Origin of the sequence: Paraburkholderia sp. RL17-380-BIE-A (assembly GCF_046028085.1) — a bacterium.
Taxonomy (GTDB): Bacteria; Pseudomonadota; Gammaproteobacteria; order Burkholderiales; family Burkholderiaceae; genus Paraburkholderia.
Genome location: NZ_JARESQ010000004.1, coordinates 327,840 through 347,107, shown reverse-complemented (window position 1 = coordinate 347,107; position 19,268 = coordinate 327,840). Strand labels below are relative to the sequence as shown.

The 19,268-nt window shown below is 64.4% G+C and carries 21 protein-coding genes, 1 tRNA gene and 1 pseudogene; 12 read left to right on the top strand and 11 right to left on the bottom strand.

Annotated elements, in window-relative coordinates:
- Positions 1-158: 158 nt before the first annotated feature.
- From P0D68_RS09065 to P0D68_RS09045, 5 genes and pseudogenes are all read left to right on the top strand, one after another.
- Positions 159-2,063, top strand: coding sequence for an alpha/beta fold hydrolase (locus tag P0D68_RS09065; protein WP_408293467.1), 1,905 nt, complete (start codon positions 159-161; stop codon positions 2,061-2,063).
- A gap of 36 nt (positions 2,064-2,099) precedes the next feature.
- Positions 2,100-2,258 (top strand): annotated as a pseudogene (locus P0D68_RS09060) (hypothetical protein); the annotation flags it as partial.
- On the top strand, positions 2,233-2,799 hold the full coding sequence (locus tag P0D68_RS09055) for a flavin reductase family protein (RefSeq protein WP_408293465.1): 567 nt from the start codon (positions 2,233-2,235) through the stop codon (positions 2,797-2,799). The pseudogene P0D68_RS09060 and the gene P0D68_RS09055, both read left to right, overlap by 26 nt.
- 334 nt (positions 2,800-3,133) lie before the next feature.
- Complete coding sequence (locus P0D68_RS09050) at positions 3,134-3,853, top strand: FadR/GntR family transcriptional regulator (protein WP_408293462.1); 720 nt, start codon at positions 3,134-3,136, stop codon at positions 3,851-3,853.
- A gap of 147 nt (positions 3,854-4,000) precedes the next feature.
- On the top strand, positions 4,001-4,999 hold the full coding sequence (locus P0D68_RS09045) for a Gfo/Idh/MocA family protein (protein WP_408293459.1): 999 nt from the start codon (positions 4,001-4,003) through the stop codon (positions 4,997-4,999).
- A 127-nt stretch (positions 5,000-5,126) separates the two neighbouring features.
- On the opposite strand, the gene P0D68_RS09040 is transcribed toward P0D68_RS09045, so the two are convergent.
- The 7 genes from P0D68_RS09040 to P0D68_RS09010 form a co-directional block, all read right to left on the bottom strand.
- Positions 5,127-5,786: an amino acid ABC transporter permease gene (locus P0D68_RS09040; protein ID WP_408293456.1), complete on the bottom strand. Its 660-nt coding sequence runs from the start codon at positions 5,784-5,786 to the stop codon at positions 5,127-5,129.
- 107 nt (positions 5,787-5,893) lie between these two features.
- Entirely contained in the window at positions 5,894-6,688 is a 795-nt protein-coding gene (locus P0D68_RS09035; RefSeq protein ID WP_408293454.1) for a cystine ABC transporter substrate-binding protein, read from the bottom strand.
- 129 nt (positions 6,689-6,817) lie between these two features.
- Positions 6,818-7,879 (bottom strand): quinone-dependent dihydroorotate dehydrogenase, encoded by a 1,062-nt coding sequence (locus P0D68_RS09030; RefSeq protein WP_408293451.1) that lies wholly within the window; start codon positions 7,877-7,879, stop codon positions 6,818-6,820.
- Between the two features lie 79 nt (positions 7,880-7,958).
- On the bottom strand, positions 7,959-8,780 hold the full coding sequence (locus P0D68_RS09025) for an arginyltransferase (protein ID WP_091794680.1): 822 nt from the start codon (positions 8,778-8,780) through the stop codon (positions 7,959-7,961).
- A gap of 114 nt (positions 8,781-8,894) precedes the next feature.
- Entirely contained in the window at positions 8,895-9,632 is a 738-nt protein-coding gene (aat, locus tag P0D68_RS09020; RefSeq protein ID WP_408183019.1) for a leucyl/phenylalanyl-tRNA--protein transferase, read from the bottom strand.
- A 9-nt stretch (positions 9,633-9,641) separates the two neighbouring features.
- Entirely contained in the window at positions 9,642-10,187 is a 546-nt protein-coding gene (locus P0D68_RS09015) for an NUDIX hydrolase (RefSeq protein WP_408293448.1), read from the bottom strand.
- 412 nt (positions 10,188-10,599) lie between these two features.
- Positions 10,600-10,676: transfer RNA gene (locus P0D68_RS09010), tRNA-Met, on the bottom strand.
- Positions 10,677-10,914: 238 nt separating this feature from the next.
- On the opposite strand from P0D68_RS09010, the gene P0D68_RS09005 reads away from it, so the two are divergent.
- Together P0D68_RS09005 and P0D68_RS09000 are read left to right on the top strand one after the other, a co-directional pair.
- A complete protein-coding gene (locus tag P0D68_RS09005; RefSeq protein WP_091794674.1) occupies positions 10,915-11,412 on the top strand; it encodes a heme-degrading domain-containing protein in 498 nt (165 codons plus the stop codon).
- Between the two features lie 10 nt (positions 11,413-11,422).
- Complete coding sequence (locus P0D68_RS09000; protein WP_408183291.1) at positions 11,423-11,755, top strand: DMT family transporter; 333 nt, start codon at positions 11,423-11,425, stop codon at positions 11,753-11,755.
- Positions 11,756-11,798: 43 nt separating this feature from the next.
- On the opposite strand, the gene P0D68_RS08995 is transcribed toward P0D68_RS09000, so the two are convergent.
- Positions 11,799-12,188: a hypothetical protein gene (locus tag P0D68_RS08995; protein WP_408293446.1), complete on the bottom strand. Its 390-nt coding sequence runs from the start codon at positions 12,186-12,188 to the stop codon at positions 11,799-11,801.
- 72 nt (positions 12,189-12,260) lie between these two features.
- On the bottom strand, positions 12,261-12,452 hold the full coding sequence (locus tag P0D68_RS08990) for a hypothetical protein (RefSeq protein ID WP_091794665.1): 192 nt from the start codon (positions 12,450-12,452) through the stop codon (positions 12,261-12,263).
- Between the two features lie 299 nt (positions 12,453-12,751).
- On the opposite strand from P0D68_RS08990, the gene P0D68_RS08985 reads away from it, so the two are divergent.
- Positions 12,752-13,030 (top strand): hypothetical protein, encoded by a 279-nt coding sequence (locus tag P0D68_RS08985; protein WP_091794662.1) that lies wholly within the window; start codon positions 12,752-12,754, stop codon positions 13,028-13,030.
- A 176-nt stretch (positions 13,031-13,206) separates the two neighbouring features.
- A complete protein-coding gene (locus tag P0D68_RS08980) occupies positions 13,207-13,500 on the top strand; it encodes a DUF1488 family protein (protein WP_091800569.1) in 294 nt (97 codons plus the stop codon).
- A 197-nt stretch (positions 13,501-13,697) separates the two neighbouring features.
- Here the strand turns inward: P0D68_RS08980 and P0D68_RS08975 are convergent, their stop codons facing one another.
- Positions 13,698-14,696 carry an NAD-dependent epimerase/dehydratase family protein gene (locus P0D68_RS08975; RefSeq protein WP_408293442.1) on the bottom strand — a complete coding sequence of 333 codons (999 nt, stop codon included), beginning with the start codon at positions 14,694-14,696 and terminating at the stop codon, positions 13,698-13,700.
- A 133-nt stretch (positions 14,697-14,829) separates the two neighbouring features.
- Here P0D68_RS08975 and P0D68_RS08970 point away from each other — a divergent pair, with 133 nt between their 5' ends.
- On the top strand, positions 14,830-15,723 hold the full coding sequence (locus tag P0D68_RS08970; RefSeq protein WP_408293439.1) for a TetR/AcrR family transcriptional regulator: 894 nt from the start codon (positions 14,830-14,832) through the stop codon (positions 15,721-15,723).
- Positions 15,724-15,769: 46 nt separating this feature from the next.
- The gene (locus tag P0D68_RS08965) at positions 15,770-16,903 is read left to right on the top strand and encodes an enoyl-CoA hydratase/isomerase family protein (RefSeq protein ID WP_408293436.1); all 1,134 of its coding nucleotides are present in this window, start codon (positions 15,770-15,772) and stop codon (positions 16,901-16,903) included.
- A 130-nt stretch (positions 16,904-17,033) separates the two neighbouring features.
- Here P0D68_RS08965 and P0D68_RS08960 read toward each other — a convergent pair whose 3' ends face one another.
- A complete protein-coding gene (locus tag P0D68_RS08960; protein ID WP_408293433.1) occupies positions 17,034-17,459 on the bottom strand; it encodes a hypothetical protein in 426 nt (141 codons plus the stop codon).
- Positions 17,460-18,084: 625 nt separating this feature from the next.
- Here P0D68_RS08960 and ssuD point away from each other — a divergent pair.
- Positions 18,085-19,245: an FMNH2-dependent alkanesulfonate monooxygenase gene (gene ssuD, locus P0D68_RS08955; RefSeq protein ID WP_091794655.1), complete on the top strand. Its 1,161-nt coding sequence runs from the start codon at positions 18,085-18,087 to the stop codon at positions 19,243-19,245.
- Positions 19,246-19,268 lie beyond the last annotated feature (23 nt).

The following is a 19,268-nucleotide window of genomic DNA, read 5'->3' as shown; positions in this document are numbered from 1 at the left end:
CGCTGGCCGTTTCCGATCACCCGCATCGGGTGGATCGAGCGGGATCAAGCGCATTCGCCGATGAATCGGACTCCGAGACAATGTGGCAGGACGTACATATGAGTCATGTGACGTTTGTTGTAATGCGTTGAAAGGGAGGACCCCGTGAGGAGCATAGCGTGAGGCCAGTAGTCTTCGATGGCCAGTTCGGCTGGTTGCATCCGGCGAGTGGGCCGGACGGGGTGGTGTTGTGCTATCCGTTCGGCTACGACGCACTGTGCACGTATCGCGGCATGCGCAGGCTGGCCGAGCGGCTCGCCGCGCGCGGCACGACGGTGCTGCGTTTCGATTATCCGGGCACGGGCGATTCGGCAGGCGAGGCGAGTGAACCCGGCCGCTGGCGCGCGTGGATCGACAGCATCAGGCAAGCCGTGGCATTGCTGCGCGAATCGTCCGGTGTCGAACGCGTGACGTTGTGCGGATTGCGGCTCGGCGGCACGCTCGCGGCGCTCGCCGCTCAGGAACTCGGCGGGGTGGACGGCCTTGTGCTGCTCGCGCCGGTCCTGTCGGGCAAGAACTATCAGCGCGAGCTGCGCGCGCATTATCGTCAATGGCTGTCGATTCCGGCTGCGATGGACTGCGTGCCCGAGCCGGATACCGACGCTTTCGTCGAGGCGTACGGCTTTCGCCTCTATCAGGATACGTTGGAGAGTCTGCGTGCTGTCGATCTGAACCGCGACGCACCGCGGCCGGCCGGTCGCGTGCTCATGCTCGATTCGCTGGACCCCGCGCGAGTCGACGCGCTGGCTGCGCATTACCGCGAGCAAGGCGTCGACGTTGAACGGCAGCCTTTCGATGAGTACAGCAGGTTCATGATGGAGTCGCTCGATAGTGAGATTCCGCAGTCCGCGTTTCAGTCGATAGAGAACTGGTTGGCGGATGGCGCGGCTCATGCGATTGCATCCGGGCGCGCGGGCACGATCAGCGATACCCATGGCAGCGCCCCACACACTTCTAATCGCGAGACAACCCACGTGGTCGAGTCCGGCGTGGTTGAAACGCCGATATGGCTCGACGGCGGCAGGCTGTTCGGCATCTATTGCCGGCCTGAAGCTCACGGCGCCGTTTCTGCGCCAGCGGCGCTGCTGCTGAATACAGGTGCCGTCTCGCGAATCGGCAATGCGCGGCTCGGCGTGCGCTTTGCCCGGCGTCTCGCGCGACAAGGCATTGCTTCGCTACGAGTCGATCTCGGTGGTCTGGGCGACAGCATGCCATCGTTGGATGCGTTGAGCCTCGACGCGCTGTACGCGCAGTCGGGCGTCGACGACGCCGCCTGTGCGGCGCGCTGGCTGACAGCGCAGGGCCATCGCGGCGCGGTGCTGCTCGGCATCTGCGCAGGCGCTTACGTCGGCCTGCATGCGGCGGCACGCGAACCGGCGGCGCTCGGCGCGGTGCTGGTGAATTTGCAGAAGTTCACGTGGCAGAACATCTGCGACGCGCATGGCAAGCCGACCGTCGCGGTCGCGGCTTTTGGTTCGACACGCAGCTATCTGCGCTCGATGTGCGAGCCGCGCAAATGGCTGCGCGTGCTGAAGGGACAGACGGGCGGATGGCCGGTCGCGCGCGAACTCGCGGGACGCTTCGCGGCACGGTTCGGCGCGACGCTTGCCGATCGGATCGAACGTATTTGCGGCATTGAACTCGGTGCACAGGAAGAACGGAGCCTCCTGGCCGCAGTGGACGCGCACGGTGTCGAGACACGGCTCCTCTTCGGAGTGCTCGACGAAGGCGTCGAAGAACTCGAGCGCCATTTCGGCGTGCGTGGCGCGCGGCTGCAGCGCTTCAGGCACATTCGCGCGGCGTTTTGCGAGCACACCGATCACGCGATCCTGTCGGCCAGCGCGCAGGAAAACGTGATGTCGTATTTCGAAACGTTCTATCGCGACACCTTCAATGAGCGGCGCGTGCCCGACGCCGTCACCGCCCGCGAGCCGCTCGCGAGGCGCGCCGGTGGGCGACGCGCGCGGGCCACGCAATGGCTTGTCAAGCGTGCGCGCGCGTTTCGTTTATTCGGGCAAGCGTGATGCCTGCGCCTGAATTGTCGGCTGACGTGTAGACACGGCGTCACGCACCGGCTCGACAACCCGGGCAAGATTCCGCTGGAAATAATCGAGGTGCAATCGGGCGGGTATCTCGGTGAAGACGACATCGTCCGTTTCGACGATCAGTACGGTCGCGATCAGGAGAACGGCCATGCAGGCAAGGGTACGTCACGCTGAAACGCCGCAGCCCGCGCAGGCCGCTTTCGACGAGCAGCGCTTTCGCCGTGCATTGGGGCGCTTCGCGACCGGGGTCGTGGTGATCTCGACCGGCAGCGGCGACAGTCTGCACGCGATGACCGCCAATGCCTTCATGTCGGGTTCACTCAAGCCGCCGCTCGTCGTCGTCTCGGTCGGACACCGGGCGCGCATGCACGAGCGTCTGATGGACAGCGCGTTGTTCGGCGTGAGCGTGTTGTCCGAGGCGCAGGAGCCGCATAGCCGCCACTTCGCCGGTGAGCCGCAAAGCTGGCTCGCGCCGCGCTTCGCGGCGGTCGAGGGGTTGCCGGATGTCGTGCTACTTGAACACGCGGCGGCGCGTTTCGCGGCGCGCGTGGTGGACCGGCATCCGTGCGGCGACCATACGTTGTTCGTCGGCGAGGTGCTGGTGTTCTCGCTGGATGAGCACGCGCCCCTGATTTTTTTCGGCGGACGCTACGGATCCGTGTCGGCTCAGGATGGCGCACTGAACTCGCCGCCGCTCGCGGCGACTACGCGTTGATGCGAATGCCAACCGTCGCTTTCCGCCAGTCCATATCCGCCTCGATCGTTGCAGATCAGACAATTCGTCTCGCAACGTGCGTCTTCGCACTATGCAAATTTCACGACGCAGGCACGCTTGAAACGCAAGCTTATGGCCCGTCAAGATATGCGGCGTTTCACGGAAGAAACAATTCTTCAGAGGGATAACCCTCTCAGGAAGTGTCCCAACTGGCGCAAGCGTTTTGAAGCTAGCAACGTATCGTAGAACAACATTGTCACACCAATAAAACGACACACAGGGCCGCTCGATCAACAGGCTACGCGGGGGCAAACACCGCTTCGGGGAGAGTGTGATGGAACACGCAAACAAAGATCGATCGCTCGTGAGCAAGGTCATGGATGGACTGGTCACGGGCATCGTCGAAGAGAAGTACGGCGCCATACTGCCGCCGCAGGATGTGCTGTCGAAGGAGTTCGACGTCAGCCGCACCGTCATGCGCGAGGCGCTGTCGATGCTGCTCGCGCGCGACATGCTGGACGTGCGGCCAAAAATCGGCACGCGCATCCGGCCGATGAGCGATTGGCGCATGATCGACGAGGACGTCGTGCAATGGCGTTTTCGCGCGAAACCCGATCCGCTGTTTCTGCGCGACGTGATCGAGTTTCGCATCCTGATCGAACCGCGCGCGTCGGCGCAGGCGGCCGCACGCGGCAGCGCGGCGGATATCGCCGCGATTCGCGAGGCGTTCGAGGCATTCCGCGGTATTCGGCCGAGCGAGCCGGGCTATCAGGAAGCCGACGAACTGTTCCATACCCGTATCGTGGTGGCGAGCGGGAACCAGTTCTTCAAGCAGATGGCGGCGATCATTCGCGGCGCGCTATCGACCGTGAACCCCATCGTCACCGACCGGGACGGGCTGTGGGAAACGGCGGTGAGTTCGCATCAGCGCGTGGTCGAAGCGATTGAACGGCGCGATCCGAAGGAAGCGGAAATCGCCTCGCTCGCCATGATCGACTACACCGCGGAAGAAGTCGGCAGCCAGTTTTCTGCGGACCCGCCGGCGCACGGCTGAGCGCGACCGCCGCGGCGGCACGCCGGATTCTGGTTTTTTCCTTGTGAGACTGCGCAGCACGAAAAGGCGCGAGTTCAGCCCTACGCGAGAGCGTGTGGCATGCGCGACAATAGCGCCTGTTCTGAACTGCATGGACTCGAAGGAACGATGACAATCGCAACGCAGGAAGCCTCGCCGGACGGCATCGTCCGCTGGGGAATCGTCGGGACGGGCCGCATTGCCCGTCGCTTCGCTCAAGGTCTCGCTCATGTGCCACAGGCGCAACTGACCGCGCTGTGGTCACGCCGCGCGGAACCGGCCGCGGCTTTCGCCGAGGAGTTCGGCGGCGAGGTTTGCGCGAGTTTCGAGGCGCTGCTCGCAAGCGGTATCGACGCGCTCTATATCGCCACCGTCCAGGACAGTCACGCCGGCTACGCGATCGCCGCGCTGCAAGCCGGTCTGCACGTACTGTGCGAAAAACCCGCCACCATCAATCAGCCGCAACTCGAGCGCGTGCTCGACGCCGCGCGCGCCGCGCAACGGCTCTTCATGGAAGCCATGAAGCCGCCGTTCTATCCGCTGTACAGAAAGTTGCGCGCGCATCTAAGCGCCGACCCGATCGGCACGGTGGGGCTGGTGCGGGCCGGTTGCTCAGTGCCGGGCGTGCCGGACGATCACCCGTCGCTGTCGTTCGAGCATGCGGGTGGCGCGCTGCTCGATATCGGGATCTACGAGATGTTTCTCGCTGTCGACTGGTTGGGCGCGCCGCATGAGGTGCAGACGCTCGGGCGGCTCGGCAAGACCGGCGTCGATACCTTTGCGAGCCTGAACAGCCGGCACGAGAGCGGCATCGCCCAGCTGTTCTGCGGGCTCGATCTGCACGGCAAAGGCGATGCGTTGTTGATGGCGAGTCATGGCCACGTCACGATTCATGAGCCGTGGTGGAACCCGTCGCGCGCGACGATCCGTTATGCCGATGGACGCGTGGTCGAACTCGACGAGCCGTTCGAAGGCGGTGGCCTGAACTACGAGACGGCGCACTTCTGCGAACTGATCCGGGCGGGGCAGCTCGAAAGCCCGGTGATGCCGCATGCCAAGTCGTTGCAGATGATCGCGATGGCCGACGCGGCGCGCGCGGCGCTCGGGCTGAAGTTCGCCGGGGAGTGAGCGCGGGCTGGGCACGCAGCGACCCGCAGGCGCCGCGTTATCCGGCGCTTATCCGGGCGGATGCCTTCTGGGTGCGCCCTGTGCATCCCGGCGCTTCGGTGCGCCGCCGTGGTGGCGCGCCGGTTCTTCAGTGGCGCGAGGGCAGCGCGAGGCGACGTTCGTACCAGCGCTGCACGCTTTCGAGTACCTGGCAGAGCACCCAGTAAACCGCAGCCGCCGCGAGATACAGCGGCAGCGGCTGATACGTCGAGGCGATGATCTCCTGCGCGCTGCGCAGCAGTTCGGTCACGGTAATCACCGACACCAGCGAGGTGTCCTTGATGAGGCTGATCAGACTGTTCGACAGACTCGGCACGGCAATGCGCAAGGCCTGCGGTGCGATCACATAGCGCAGCGTCTGGCGGCGCGAAAGACCGAGACTATAGGCGGCGAGCCACTGACCCTGGTGAATCCCGAGAATCGCGCCGCGCATGCTCTCTGACAGGTACGCCGCGACATTCGCCGACAGGGCGATCACACCGGCGGGCGTGGGGTCGAGTGAAATGCCGAAACTCGGTAAGCCGTAGTAGATCACGAAGATCTGCACCAGCAGCGGCGTGCCGCGCATCACGCTCACGTAAATGCGCGCGATCCAGTTCAGCACGCGGCTGTGGCTCACGCCCATCAAGGCGAGCACGGCGCCGGCAAGCAGGCCGAAGAACATCGACAGAACCGCGAACTTGATCGTCAGGACGGCGCCTTGCGCGAGCACGGGCAGCGATTCAACGAGCAGGGAAGTGGTGGACATGAGCGGTGGTCGGGTTGGCGCGCAAAAGCGCACATCATAAACGTTGCCGTCAAAGCGCGAAGGGCGGCATCGCCGACGATGCCGCCCTTCGTTTCAGTCAGCGCGTGTTACTTGACCGGCTTCGTGACGTCGATACCGAACCACTTGTCCGAGATCTTCGAGAACGTGCCGTCGGCTTCGAGTTGGGTCATCGCGTCGTCGATCGCCTTGGCGAATTTCGGGTTGCCCTTCCTGAACGGGATGCCGGACGGGTTGCCTGCGCCGACGTTCGCGCCGGTGCGCAGCGGCAACTGCGAGTTCTTCATCAGGTACGCGAGCATCAGGCGGTCGTTGAGCGCCGCGTCCAGACGCCCGGCGGCCAGATCGCGCAGGTACTCGGGCGCGCCCGGATACGTCTTCACGTCGATGCCCGGCACCGACTTCGCCATGTCCATGTAGTTCGTGCCCAGACCGACGCCGAGCTTCTTGCCCTTCAGATCGTCGAGCGACTTGAACTGGCGCGTGTCGTTCTTACGCTGGATCAGTTGCGCGGCCGAGTACGTGTAGGCCGGCGAGAAGTCGAGCGCCTGCTTGCGCGCGTCGGTGATGCCCACCTGGTTGACGATCACGTCGAATTTGCCCGCCTGCAGACCGGCGATGATGCCGCTCCATTCGGTCGTGACGAATTCCGGCTTCACGCCGAGCTTCGCGGCCACGGCCTTGGCGATGTCGACGTCGTAGCCGACCAGTTCGCCCGACGGCGCTTTCGAATTGAACGGCGGGAAGGTGCCCTCCAGGCCGATACGCAGCGTGCCGCGCTGCTTGACCTGATCGAGCAGGTCGTCGGCGTGGGCGGTCACGGCGGTGAACGACGCGCCGATCAGACCGGCGACCAGAATCTTTTTCAACAAGCCAAATTTCATCGAGTTCCTTTTTTTACGTCTGGCGTTTTAGCAGACGAAAGCATAACAAAGCAGACTATCGAAACCAAAATATCGTTTGTTTATGTCTATATTACTGGCGCGGCTGCCATGCTGCGCACGCGTGCGCGTTCAGCGCAGTGCTTGCACGCATTCGCGCACCAGCGCCGGTCCGCGGTAGATGAAGCCGGTATAGAGCTGCACCAGCGACGCGCCGGCCGCGATCTTGGCGCGCGCATCGTCGCCGGAGAAAATCCCGCCCACGCCGATGATCGGCACCGTCTCGCCGACTTCCGCGCGCAACTTGCGGATCACTTCGTTCGACGCATCGAACACCGGCTTGCCCGACAGGCCGCCGGCTTCGTCGCCGTATTGCATGCCGGTCACAGCGGTGCGCGACAGCGTGGTGTTGGTGGCGATCACGCCCTCGAAGCGGTGGCGCAGCAGCGTGTCGGCGATCGATTTGATCTGTTCGTCGTCGAGGTCCGGCGCGATTTTCAGCGCGAGCGGCACCAGCTTGCCGTGCATGTCGGCCAGACGCTGCTGCTTGTCCTTGAGCGCGGCGAGCAGCGCGTCGAGTTCGCCCGCGCCTTGCAACTGGCGCAGATTCTTCGTGTTCGGCGACGAGATATTGACCGTCACGTAGCTGGCGAACGGATACACGCGTTCGAGGCAGTACAGGTAGTCTTCGGCGGCGCGTTCGATCGGCGTGTCGGCGTTCTTGCCGATGTTCAGGCCGAGAATGCCGCGGTAGCGCGCGGCCTGCACGTTCTTCACGAACTGGTCGACGCCGGCGTTGTTAAAGCCCATCCGGTTGATCACGGCATTCGCCTGCGGCAGACGGAACATGCGCGGGCGCGGATTGCCCGGCTGCGCGCGCGGCGTCACCGTGCCGACTTCGATAAAGCCGAAGCCGAGCGCGGCGAGACCGTCGATGCAGGCGCCGTCCTTGTCGAGGCCCGCGGCGAGCCCGACCGGATTGCGGAACGTCAGCCCCATCACGGTGCGCGGCGCATCCGGCACGTGCGGCGCGAGCGCGCCGGCGAGGCCGGTGCGGCCGGCGGCGCCGAGCATGCGCAGGGTCAGGTGGTGAGCATCTTCCGCGTCCATGCGAAAGAGTTGGGCGCGTACGAGCGGGTAGAGGGAACTGAACACGGGACGAAGCCGGGCGGCCGAAAAATGGGAACCCGCCATTTTACCGGCTTTGAGGCGTTACCTTGACGCATTAATGAGGCCGGCTTGCGCGAGTGCGCCGCGATCGGCCAAAGCGGGCTTACGGCTTGAACGGCGGGCGCCTGCCGTGAATCGCCAGATCGACCGGCGGCAGGTCGATGCCCGTGGGATCGAGCACCCGCCAGGCGCCGTCGATCAAACCTTCGAGCGGGCGGAAATTCGCCTTGTACGCCATCTTCGGACTTTCGCGGATCCAGTAGCCGAGGTACACGTAAGGCAGCTTCAGGCTGCGCGCCTGCTCGATCTGCCAATAGATGTTGTAGGTGCCGAAGCTCGTGTTGGGCAGACCCGGCTCGAAAAACGTGTACACCGACGAGAGCCCGTCGCCGAGAATGTCGATCATGCTGATCATGCGCAGAATGCCCGGCGCATCCGGCCGGTCCGGCAGCGGCTCGCGGAATTCGACCAGCCGCGAATTGATCCGGCTCTGCAGCAGGAACTGTTCGTACTGGTCGCGGCTGTCGCGATCCATGCCGCCGCCCGCGTGCCGCGCCGACTGATAGCGCATGTAGAGCGCGTAGTGTTCCTCGTCGTAATGGAGCGGTGCGACGGTGGCGATCAGCTCGCCATGTTTCTTCCAGACGCGGCGCTGCGTGCGGTTCGGCTCGAACTGGTCGACCGGCACGCGCACTGGCACGCAGGCGCGGCAACCGTCGCAATACGGCCGGTAGGTGAACACGCCCGAGCGCCGGAAGCCGGCCTTGACGAGGTCGGTGTAGACGTCGGAGTTGATCAGGTGACTGGGGGTGGCGACCTGCGAGCGCGCGATACGCCCATCCAGGTAACTGCAGGGGTAGGGCGCCGTTGCATAAAATTGCAGCGCCGAAAGCGGGGAAAGAGGCAGCTCGTTGGGATGAGTCACGTTGGCAGCTCTCGAAGCGTCTCTGGTAATGCAAACCCGGCGCCTTGCGGTTAACCACCCGCGGCGTGACCCGCGGCTCGGTGGGCGGCGGATCCGGATTCGGCCTGATTCTTCCTACGCCGCTGGCGCGACGATCTCGAGCAACACGGTCTTGTCGAAGCGCCAGGGAATCGGCGGTGCCTCGACCGACGCGCGAACATGCGCGATGAACGCCTTGCGCGCTATCTCGCGGCCGCCCAGCGACGCCAGATGCGACGTGTTCTGCTGGCAGTCTATCATTTCTATTTCGTGACGGCGCAAGTGTCCGACAAGCGCGGCCAGCGCCATTTTCGACGCGTCGGTGACGTCCGCGAACATGGATTCGCCGAAGAACATCTTGCCGAACGACACGCCGTACAAACCGCCCACGCGCTTGCCTTCGAACCAGGTTTCGATGCTGTGCGCGTCGCCTGCCCGATGCAGCGACGAATAGGCTTCGACGACGTCCGCGGTGATCCAGGTGCCGCGCTGCCCGCGTCGCGGCGCCTGAGCGCACGCGCGCATCACGGCGGCGAAATCATGGTCGACGCGGATTTCCCACGCGTCCTCGCGCAGCACGCGCCTGAGCGTTTTGCGCAGCGACGGCGACACTTTGAATTCGGCCGGGCGCAGGATCATGCGCGGGTCGGGACTCCACCACAACACCGGCTGGCCGTCCGAATACCATGGGAAGATGCCGCGCCGATAGGCGTCGATCAGTCGCGACGGCAGCAGATCGCCGCTGGCGGCGAGCAGGCCGGGCGCGCCACTGGTCGCGCCGAGCGCACGCTCGACGGGCGGAAAAGGATCGTCGGGGCCGAGCCAGGGAACCATGCGCGCCGCTCAACCTTCGCGCAGTGAGCGGAAGATGTCGCCCGTGTGCAGGCCGAAGCTGCCGGCGGCACGGTCGGCGAAAAAGAAACGCAAAGTCTGGCCAACGGTGGGAAAGGCAATCTCGTCCCAGGGGATCTCGTGCTCCTCGAAGAGCTTCACTTCGAGACTTTCCTCGCCGGCGGCAATGTCCAGATCGAGCAGGCGCGCCATATAGAACAGATGCACCTGATGCACGTGCGGCACGTTCAGCAGCGAAAAAAGGCTCTGCACCTCGATGCGCGCGCCGGCTTCTTCCAGCGTTTCGCGCGATGCCGCCTCGGCGGTCGTCTCACCCATTTCCATGAAGCCCGCGGGCAGCGTCCAGTAGCCGTAGCGCGGTTCGATCGCGCGACGGCACAGTAGCACCTTGTCGTCCCAGACCGGGACGGTGCCGACCACGTTGCGTGGATTCTGATAATGCACCGTGCCGCAACTGACGCAGACGAAGCGCTCGCGGTTGTCGCCCGGCGGAATGCTCAGACTGACGCCGTGGCCGCAGACAGAACAGAATTTCATAGGAAGGGGACAGGAAAGGGTGATAGGAGTTTATCACTGGGGCGCGATTTTACTCACGTCGGAAAATAGCGATGCGCGGTATTCGGCGACGATTGGGTTAGCTGGCAAGGGGCATGCCGAAGACTGCGGCACAGGAGGCGGTATATTTAATTTGGGGTGCAGAATATCTTGAGCCCGAGACTTGAACCGTGAGGGCTTATCGTGATGTGGGCTGTGCAAGTAGTGATCGCGAACCGCTGATGAAATGCGAGTGCGGACGCGGGAAAGACGTGTGAGCCGCGCGGAGCGCGCAACACTTCATGAAAGATTTTGAAAGAAAACAAAAAAGGCCTGCCGGTTGGGCAAGCCTTCAATGTTTTGTTTCGACGTCTCGAACCTTTTTGCGCACCACGTTGAACACGCTGAATGCACTTGGTTGCGGGGGTAGGATTTGAACCTACGACCTTCGGGTTATGAGCCCGACGAGCTGCCAGACTGCTCCACCCCGCGTCCGTCGAAGAAAAGATTATAGAAGAAGTTGGACGCGGATGCAATAGCTATTTAAGAACCGGCTTCAATCCAATGCATCATGCGGCTGGCGTGAGCTTGCCAAGGTCGCGGCACGCACTGTGCGCGTCGCATGCCGGAAGGCCGGCGTAAGGCGCTACGCTAGAATTCAGATTCTTCTCGCGACGCCGCCCTGCATGCACGCGGCGCACGCTTCATCTCTACCTTTGATCCGAACCCCATGGATATCGCTCACGATCTGCAGGTGATTGCCGCTCAGGAACACGCTCTGGTGTTTCCCCACTTCGATGCCGACCGCGCATGGCAAGTCGGCGCCTACCTGCACGAGGTCGCCAAGGCGCGTGGCATCCCCGCCGCGATCGACGTGCGCACGTTCGGTCAGCCGCTCTTCTTCAGTCTGCTCGGCGGCGCGACGCCGGACAACGTCGACTGGGCGCGCCGCAAGGGCAACACGGTCGCGCATTTCCGCCGCAGTTCGTACGCAATCGGTCTGAAGATGCAGCAGGCCGGCAGCACGCTCGCCGACAAGCACGGCTTGCCCGCCACGGAATATGCGTCGCACGGCGGCGCGTTTCCGCTAACGGTGGCGGGCGCGGGCGTGATCGGTTCGATCACGGTGTCCGGCTTGCCGCAGCGCGCCGACCACGAACTGGTGGTGGAAGCGCTGTGCGCGCACCTCGGTCACGACTACAGCAAGCTCGCGCTTGCAAAGGCCTGAGGCGATGCGGCTGCCTGCTTATGCATTGCTGGGCATCGCGATCGTGGCCGAGGTGATCGCGACCTCCGCGATGCGTGCGTCGGAGGGCTTCTCGCGGCTGGTGCCTTCGGTGGTGGTCGTGCTCGGCTATGGCGTGGCGTTTTATTGCCTGTCGCTGACGCTCAAGAGCGTGCCGGTCGGCATCGTCTATGCGGTGTGGTCCGGCGCCGGCATCGTGCTGATCACGCTGGTCGCGGTGGTGTTGTACCGGCAGGTGCCCGACGTGCCGGCGATTATCGGGCTCGGTCTGATCATTGCCGGCGTCGCCGTGCTGAACATGTTTTCGAAGATGCAGGCGCACTGAGGAATCGCGCACCGAATCGCGCACCCACAGGCGCCACGGGCGCTCACTTGCAGCGCACGATCATCGAACGGTTCTTTACGTTGGCCGAGACGACGTTGGTGACGCTGCCGCCCGCAGCGCCGCCTTCGTCATTGTCTTTCGACACGATGTCGTAGCCCGTCGCGCCACATGCCTTGCCGGCCTGCACGTAGCACGAGGCCCAACTGGAAGCGGCGTCGGCGCCGCTGCAATTCACGGCGAAGCCGGTCTGGCCGTTCGGCAGATTGATCAGCGATGTGGTGTTCGACGATGCGCAGCCGGCCAGCCCCGTGCCCAACAGCACGGCTGCGGGCAAGGCCGCCGCGAGCGACGTCCGGCGAACCAGGGTAAGCGCTGCGCTGGTTCGAAGGCGGTTGAGGCGGCCGGCGCGGCGCAGTTGCGTCATGAAATGCATCGTGATGTTTCCTTTCAGAGTGATAGTGGGCTTGCCACGCAGACGAGAAGCGTCTGTTCGTTGAGGGCAAGCTCAGGGCGTTTCGATCGTAATGCCCGCTGCGCTGACCAGCCGGCGGCTTTCAGCGCCTGTTTCCGTGGCCGCGTCTTCCCAGATGCTGATGGCTTTCGGAATGTCGATGCCGTGGCTTTCGGCGTAGGCAAACCATGTGTTTGCCGCATCCGGCTCGGGCAGTTCGTGGTTCTGCAGAAAATATTTTCCCATATTGCGCTCGCTGACTTGAAAAGGGCGTCGTCGCGGCTGCACGGATCGTGCCGACTATGTGGTTCGACCGGCGTGGGCCGCACAAGTGCGATTGGGCGCCTCGCTGGCTGGCTGTACAGAACTAATCGGCTCGCGAGGCGCCTTACATAGTGGTTGGCCGCGGCGCGCCGACGCTTGTTCCGTATGGACGAGGCGCGCAAGGGTCGACGCGGCGCTCAGACACGGGGTCAAAGCGAGCAGGCGTCCCGGACACACGCCCACGCGGCATCCGCTCATGAATTGCAACGAGGAGAACGAATATGGCTGAACGGGTCAGCGGCCCCTATCGTGGTTACTACATCAGCGCCACCGCGCGTCTCGTGCACGCGGCCGATACTCCGGCCACGCCTGCGGGCGGTGCGAGCGGGACTTACGTCGGCTCGGTGAGTCTCACCGAACACGGTCCGGACGATCCTCACCGCATGGAAACCTTGCTCGATCTCGGCGACGGCCAGCGCTTCGGCAGCGAAGAGGAGGCGCTCGTCTTTGTCGAGCAGGCCGCGCGGGATTACGTCGACCGCCTGCTGGGAGGCGCTTGATGGCGGTGTTTCCAGGGCAGCAAGGCATCGCCGGGAGCAACGTCGAAACTGCTGAAGAAAGCGCCGCCGCAGGCTGGACCGCGGTCCGGCCGCGCGAGTACCATATCGACGTTGTCCGGGGCCGGCCCTCTCTCGCCGGCGCTGGTTTCCTGCCGGACCTTTCTGATGAGGCGACCATGGAAATTCGGTTTCCCGCGGACGCGCCTGCCTACCGCGACTCCAATCTGACCGTTGTGTTTCCCGCGCTGGTGGACGGCGAACCGGTGCCGTGCGCGATTTCGGTCGAAGCGCTCGAAGATCATTTCGGCGCCTACTCCGAAGACCTGGAAGGGTGGATGCGCGCGTTCGACGCCGGCCGTCCGCGCATCGAAGCGGTGGCGCGCGAGCACTTGCAGATCAGTAACGGCACGCCCGTGCTGCTGAAAAGCGGCCATTTTCCGCCGGGCAACGTGAGCGGTGTGGGCGGTTGATGCCGCGTGAGTGCGACTCATTGGAATAGAGTGCTGCCGAACGCTCCGGACTGCTCCGGACTGCTGCCGCGTGCGGCTGATCGGCGGTGCGGGCCGAGGCGATCCGTCATGCGTTGGCATAAACGGCCGCTAGCCGGCTGGCAACTGGCCGCGCGAACACCGCTCACGGTTTCCTCCACAGCTATCATCGCCCTCGTTCAAACCGCGTTCGCCGCGCTTCTGTTTGCCCCAGCGCTAGAGCCTGCCGCCTCGCGTGCCGCATCGAACGCATGGCGGATACCTTCCTCGTAAGACGTTTTGGCGATCGGGCCGATCAGTTCCGTCAACGCCGAATCGTCGAGCACGACCGGTTCGTTCATCAGGTAGTTCATCTCCACCAGTTCCCGCATCAACGGATTGAACAGGCCGAGCAGGCGCAGCAGCGTTTTGCCGGCGACTAGCAGTTTCGGCTCGCGGCCCGCCAGCGCGTAGGCCTGCCGCGCCACTTCGCGCTGCGTGATCGTGCCCGCGCCGGCAAGGTGCCACCAGCGCCCATACGCTTGCGGCGTGCGCGTGAGCTTTTCGACCACCGGCCCGATGTCCGGCAGATAGATGAATTCATGCGGCACATCCACTGGTCCGGTCACTTGCGCGCGCTTGCCGTTCGCCGCGCCCTCGAACACGCCGTTCAGCAGACTGCGCTCGATACCCGGGCCGTAGAAGTCGGGCAGGCGCAGCACGAGGGTCGAGAGGCCGTTCTGTCCATGCGCTGCCAGCACCAGATTTTCCTGCGCGAGGCGCATCCGTCCTTTGAACGTGTGCGGCTCACGCGGATGATTTTCGCTGATCGGATTGCCGCGCGCGCGGCCGTACGGGTACACGGTGCCGATCAGAATGAAGCGCTCGACGCCTGCCGCCTTCACGCCGGCAAGGGTTCGCTCCATGAGCGGCGGATGAGCGGCGAACTGGTCGTACGGCACGCCCACAAGATAGATCACTGTCTGCAGACCTTGCGCGGCCGCGCGAATCGAAGCGGGGTCGTCCGGATTCCACGTGACGATCTCCGCATGCGGATCGTTTCCGAACGCGGCCTGGAGCGCCTCGCGGGAGCGGCCGACCACGCGGTAGTCGCGGCCCGCTGCACTGAGCGCCGCTGCAATGATCTGACCGGCCGCGCCCGCGGCTCCGAATAAACCCACCTTGCCTATGGCTTGCATGACGACTCCTCGAAACGGCGCCGCATCGCGCCTGCATGAATGGATTGACGAATGAAAATTTAATGAACGCCGTTTAGTGAACGGTGTTCAGTTTAATTTGACTTTTCAGTTTGTCAACCGGAAAATGTTCGCCATGGGAATCGCTGAACGAAAGAACCGCCAGAAGCAGGCATTGCGCGAACGCATCCTCGATGCCGCCCGCCGCATCGTGATGCGCGAAGGCTTTGCCGCGCTGTCCATGCGCAAGATCGCCGACGCCATCGAATATTCACCGGCCACGCTCTACCTGCACTTTGCGAGCCGCGACGAGATCGCGCAGGCACTGTGCGCGGAAGGCTACGCGCAATTGCTGGAGACGTTCGTGCCGCTCGCGGGCATCGCCGATCCGGCTGAGCGGCTCAAGGCGCTCGGGCGGGCTTATGTGGCGTTCGGGGTCGCGCATCCGGAAACCTACCGGCTGATCTTCATGGAAGATCCGAGCTACACCGGCGCGGCTTTGGGCGGCGCGCTCAAGGGCAGGGCGGTGCCGGACGAGGGCGCGGCAGTCACGCCAGCGGACGCGGCGGGTGGTGATTCGGCCGAACCCGAGGACGACCCCGGCGAGGCCGCGTTGCACATCATGATCTCCGCTTTGGAGGAACTCAAAGCGGCGGGCGGGCTGCCGGCATCGACGGATGTGGCGGTATGGGCCGAGGCGTTCTGGGCGACCTTGCACGGTATCGTTGCACTGAACCTCACCTGTCCCGTGTTTCCGACCGCGCCGCTCGACACGGTCGTGGGCGTCGCTTTAGATACCTGGCTGGGCGTGTCGGATGCGACGCCAAACAACGCGCCGTCGCAGCGCATCGCGACGACCGCGGGCACACGCAAGAAAAAGCCCTCTGGCGCGAGCGCGGAGTCGCCGGCGGAGCAAGACAATGAACCTGCCACGCAGACGCCGGCCAGGAAGCCGGCGCAAGCGGCGACGGCCAAGGTTCCCACGCCCGAGCCTGCGCCCGCTTCAAGGCGCAAACCCACGCGTGCGTGATACCGTTCAATTCCACCTCATACCGCGCCGCTGCGCCTAGCACTCCATGTCCATTCCCGCCTCGCCCGCCATCAGCGACGAAGTCGCGACCTACGTAGCCAACCGCATCGGCTTCATCGAACTGGAAAGGCCGAAGGCGCTCAACGCGCTGTCGACCGGCATGATTCGCGCAATGCACGCGGCGCTCGACCAGTGGCGCGAAAATCCCGATGTGCTCGCCGTCGTGGTGCGCAGCCAGCACCCGCGCGCGTTCTGCGCGGGCGGCGATATCCGCTTTCTGTATGAGACGGCGCAGCGCGGCGAGCAGGACGCGCGCGACACGTTTTTCAGCGAGGAATACCGGCTCAATCACGCCATCTTCACTTATCCCAAGCCGTATATCGCGTTCATGAACGGCGTCGTGATGGGCGGCGGCATGGGTATTTCACAGGGCGCGCATCGTACCGGCGGCCTGCGCGTCGTCACCAACTCGACCAGGTTGGCGATGCCCGAGACCCGCATCGGGCTATTTCCCGATGTCGGCGCGAGCTGGTTTCTGGCCCGCACACCTGGCGCGATCGGGCGTTATCTTGCCGTGACAGGCGAGACGATCGACGCGGCCGATGCGCTATACGCCGGTCTGGCCGACGCCTATATCGAGGACGCGGCATTGCCCGCGCTGATCGATACCTTGCGCAGCGAACTGTTCGAGCGAGGCGTGGACGTAGTGGCGTGCATCGAGCGTGAGGCGCTTGCGTACCAGGTCGTGCCGCAGCCGGAGGCCTCGTCGCTCGCACAGGCGCGTGCGTTGATCGACCGTCACTTCGCGTTGCCGGATGTCGCGCGCATTCTCGCCTCGCTCGAAAGCGAGCGCGACAGCGGCGAGGCCGCCGATTGGGCCGAACAGACGATCGCGATATTGCGCGAACGTTCGCCGTTGTCGATGGCGGTGTCGCTGGAAGTGGTGACGCGCGCCGAGGGTTCGATGGCGGACGTGCTGCGCGGCGATCTCGATCTGACGCGCTCGAGCTTTCTGCAGGGCGACACGATCGAAGGCATTCGCGCGCGCATCATCGACAAGGACAACGCGCCGCGCTGGCGCTTTGCGCGCATTGAAGACGTGAGCGCCGCCGAGGTCGAGAAGATGTTCGAGAGCCCGTGGCCGGCCAGCGAACACCCGTTGCGGGATTTGCGCGGCTAAGCCCTAAGCCTGAAACGCCGGAAAGCCATGCCGCCGTTGCGAGCGGCATGTCAGCGTGGTGCGTGACGTGCGGCGAGCTTGCAGGGGCCGTTCATTGCCCACGCGCATTGTCCACACTCATTGTCCACACTCACTCCTCATCTTCGCTTGCCATGAAGGCGCGCATGAACACCAGCGCGCCCCAGCCCCACATGGCATTCGCCGCGAAACCGACCGCGAGGCGCGGCAGCATATTGCCGCTCGGCCAGATGCCGCGCAGCGGATCGATGACGAACACGCTCGCCGCCGTCAATGCGATGCCGCCGAACACGAAGGCCGGCACCCAGGGTGCGCGACGATGCGGCGCGACGCGCAGGAGCCAAGCCATCAGCACGGCCCAGAACGCGCTCCAGATCGCGTTGGCGATGAACTCAGGCAGCCCGAGCGGTAGAAACGGCGCGGTCGAAAAACCGGTCGGGTCGATCATCCCGGCTGCGTGCAGCAGCGCCAGTGTCGATTCGTGGAAGAACAGGGAAGCCAGAAAACCGGCGACGAACGGCAGGATGAGTTTTTGCATGCATTGCACCGCCAGGGTACAGGCGGCGTGGTGTCGCGTGGCCTGCACCGGATTATTGGAAACGTGCGCCATTATATAGAGCGGCCCCAGACCTGTCGCTTCGCGCCGGGGCTGGCGGGAGGGCGGTACACGTCGCGCGGCCCGGCGCGTTAGCGAGCGTGACACGCGCTTGCTCGCCGCAACTCGGTTCCAAAAAGGCGTCCACCAAGCGTCCACCAGGCATCCACAAAGCGCGCCATCCGTATGCTTTAGCGTCGGGCTAATCACGAAAGTGGAAAACCTAAGCTAAAAAAAATCGTTCAAAAGCCGCGGCCCGATCCATAGACTCTTTCACCATACAGACGGCGTTTGCCGCCGTCGCCGTTTAATCGACGCGCGCATGACGCGCACGTTTGGTCGAGGGAAGCCGTCGCGATGTCCTGCCTGATGCCGATCTTCACCTGCCACATGGCGCACGCGCGCCGGCGGGTCCGCTGCCGCCGCTAGCCGGCGCCGATACCGCGTTTTTCCGTCTCCTTGCGCTGCACCGTCCGGCTGTGTGCCGGATGGATGCGCGCGGCCGCGCGCGCCGGCACTCGACGCACCGTTTCCATTCAATCCAGTTTCGATCATGCAGGAGCAGCAAATGAATGTGTTCTGGTTCATTCCGACTCACGGCGACAGCCGCTATCTCGGTACGTCCCAAGGCGCACGCGCAGCCGATTACGACTACTTCCAGCAGATCGCCGTCGCAGCCGATACGCTCGGCTACGAGGGCGTGCTGCTGCCGACGGGCCGCTCATGCGAGGACGCGTGGGTCGTCGCGTCGAGCCTGATCGCCGCGACCAAACGGCTGAAGTTTCTGGTGGCGATCCGCCCGGGCATCTCGTCGCCGGGTCTGGCCGCGCGTATGGCAGCGACGTTCGACCGTCTGTCGAACGGGCGTCTGCTGATCAATGTCGTGACCGGTGGCGATGCGGCGGAACTGGAAGGCGACGGCGTGTTCGTCGACCACGACACGCGCTATGAAATCACCGACGAATTCCTGCACATCTGGCGCAAGCTGCTGAGCGCCGCGCATACCAACGACGCGATCGACTTCGAGGGCAAGCATCTGAGCTCGAAGGGCGGCAAGGCGTTGTATCCGCCAGTACAGCATCCGCATCCGCCGCTGTGGTTCGGCGGCTCGTCGCCGGCCGCGCACGACATGGCGGGCGAGCATATCGATACCTATCTGACGTGGGGCGAGCCGCCCGCCGCAGTGGCGAAGAAGATCGCCGACATTCGCGCGCGCGCCGCGGCGCACGGCCGCGAGATCAAGTTCGGGATCCGTCTGCACGTAATCGTGCGCGAGACCGAAGAAGAAGCGTGGGCCGCCGCCGACAAGCTGATCAGCAAGCTCGACGACGACACCGTTGCGCGTGCCCAGGCTTCGTTTTCGAAGATGGACTCCGAAGGGCAGCGCCGCATGGCCGCACTGCACGGCGGCAAGCGCGGCGGCCGCGCGGAGCTCGAGGTCTATCCGCACCTGTGGGCGGGCGTTGGCCTCGTGCGAGGCGGCGCGGGCACGGCGCTGGTCGGCAACCCGGAGCAGGTGGCGGCGCTCATGAAGGAATACGCGGACCTCGGCATCGACACCTTCATTCTGTCGGGCTATCCGCATCTCGAAGAGTCGTATCGCTTCGCCGAACTCGTGTTTCCGCTGCTGCCGAACCGGCTGAACAAAGTCTCGAACGGGCCGCTGTCGGGTCCGTTCGGCGAGATCGTCGGCAACAACTATCTGCCGAAGGCGGCGAGTTCGAGCTGAGTGCAGGTGCTGCAAACGGCACG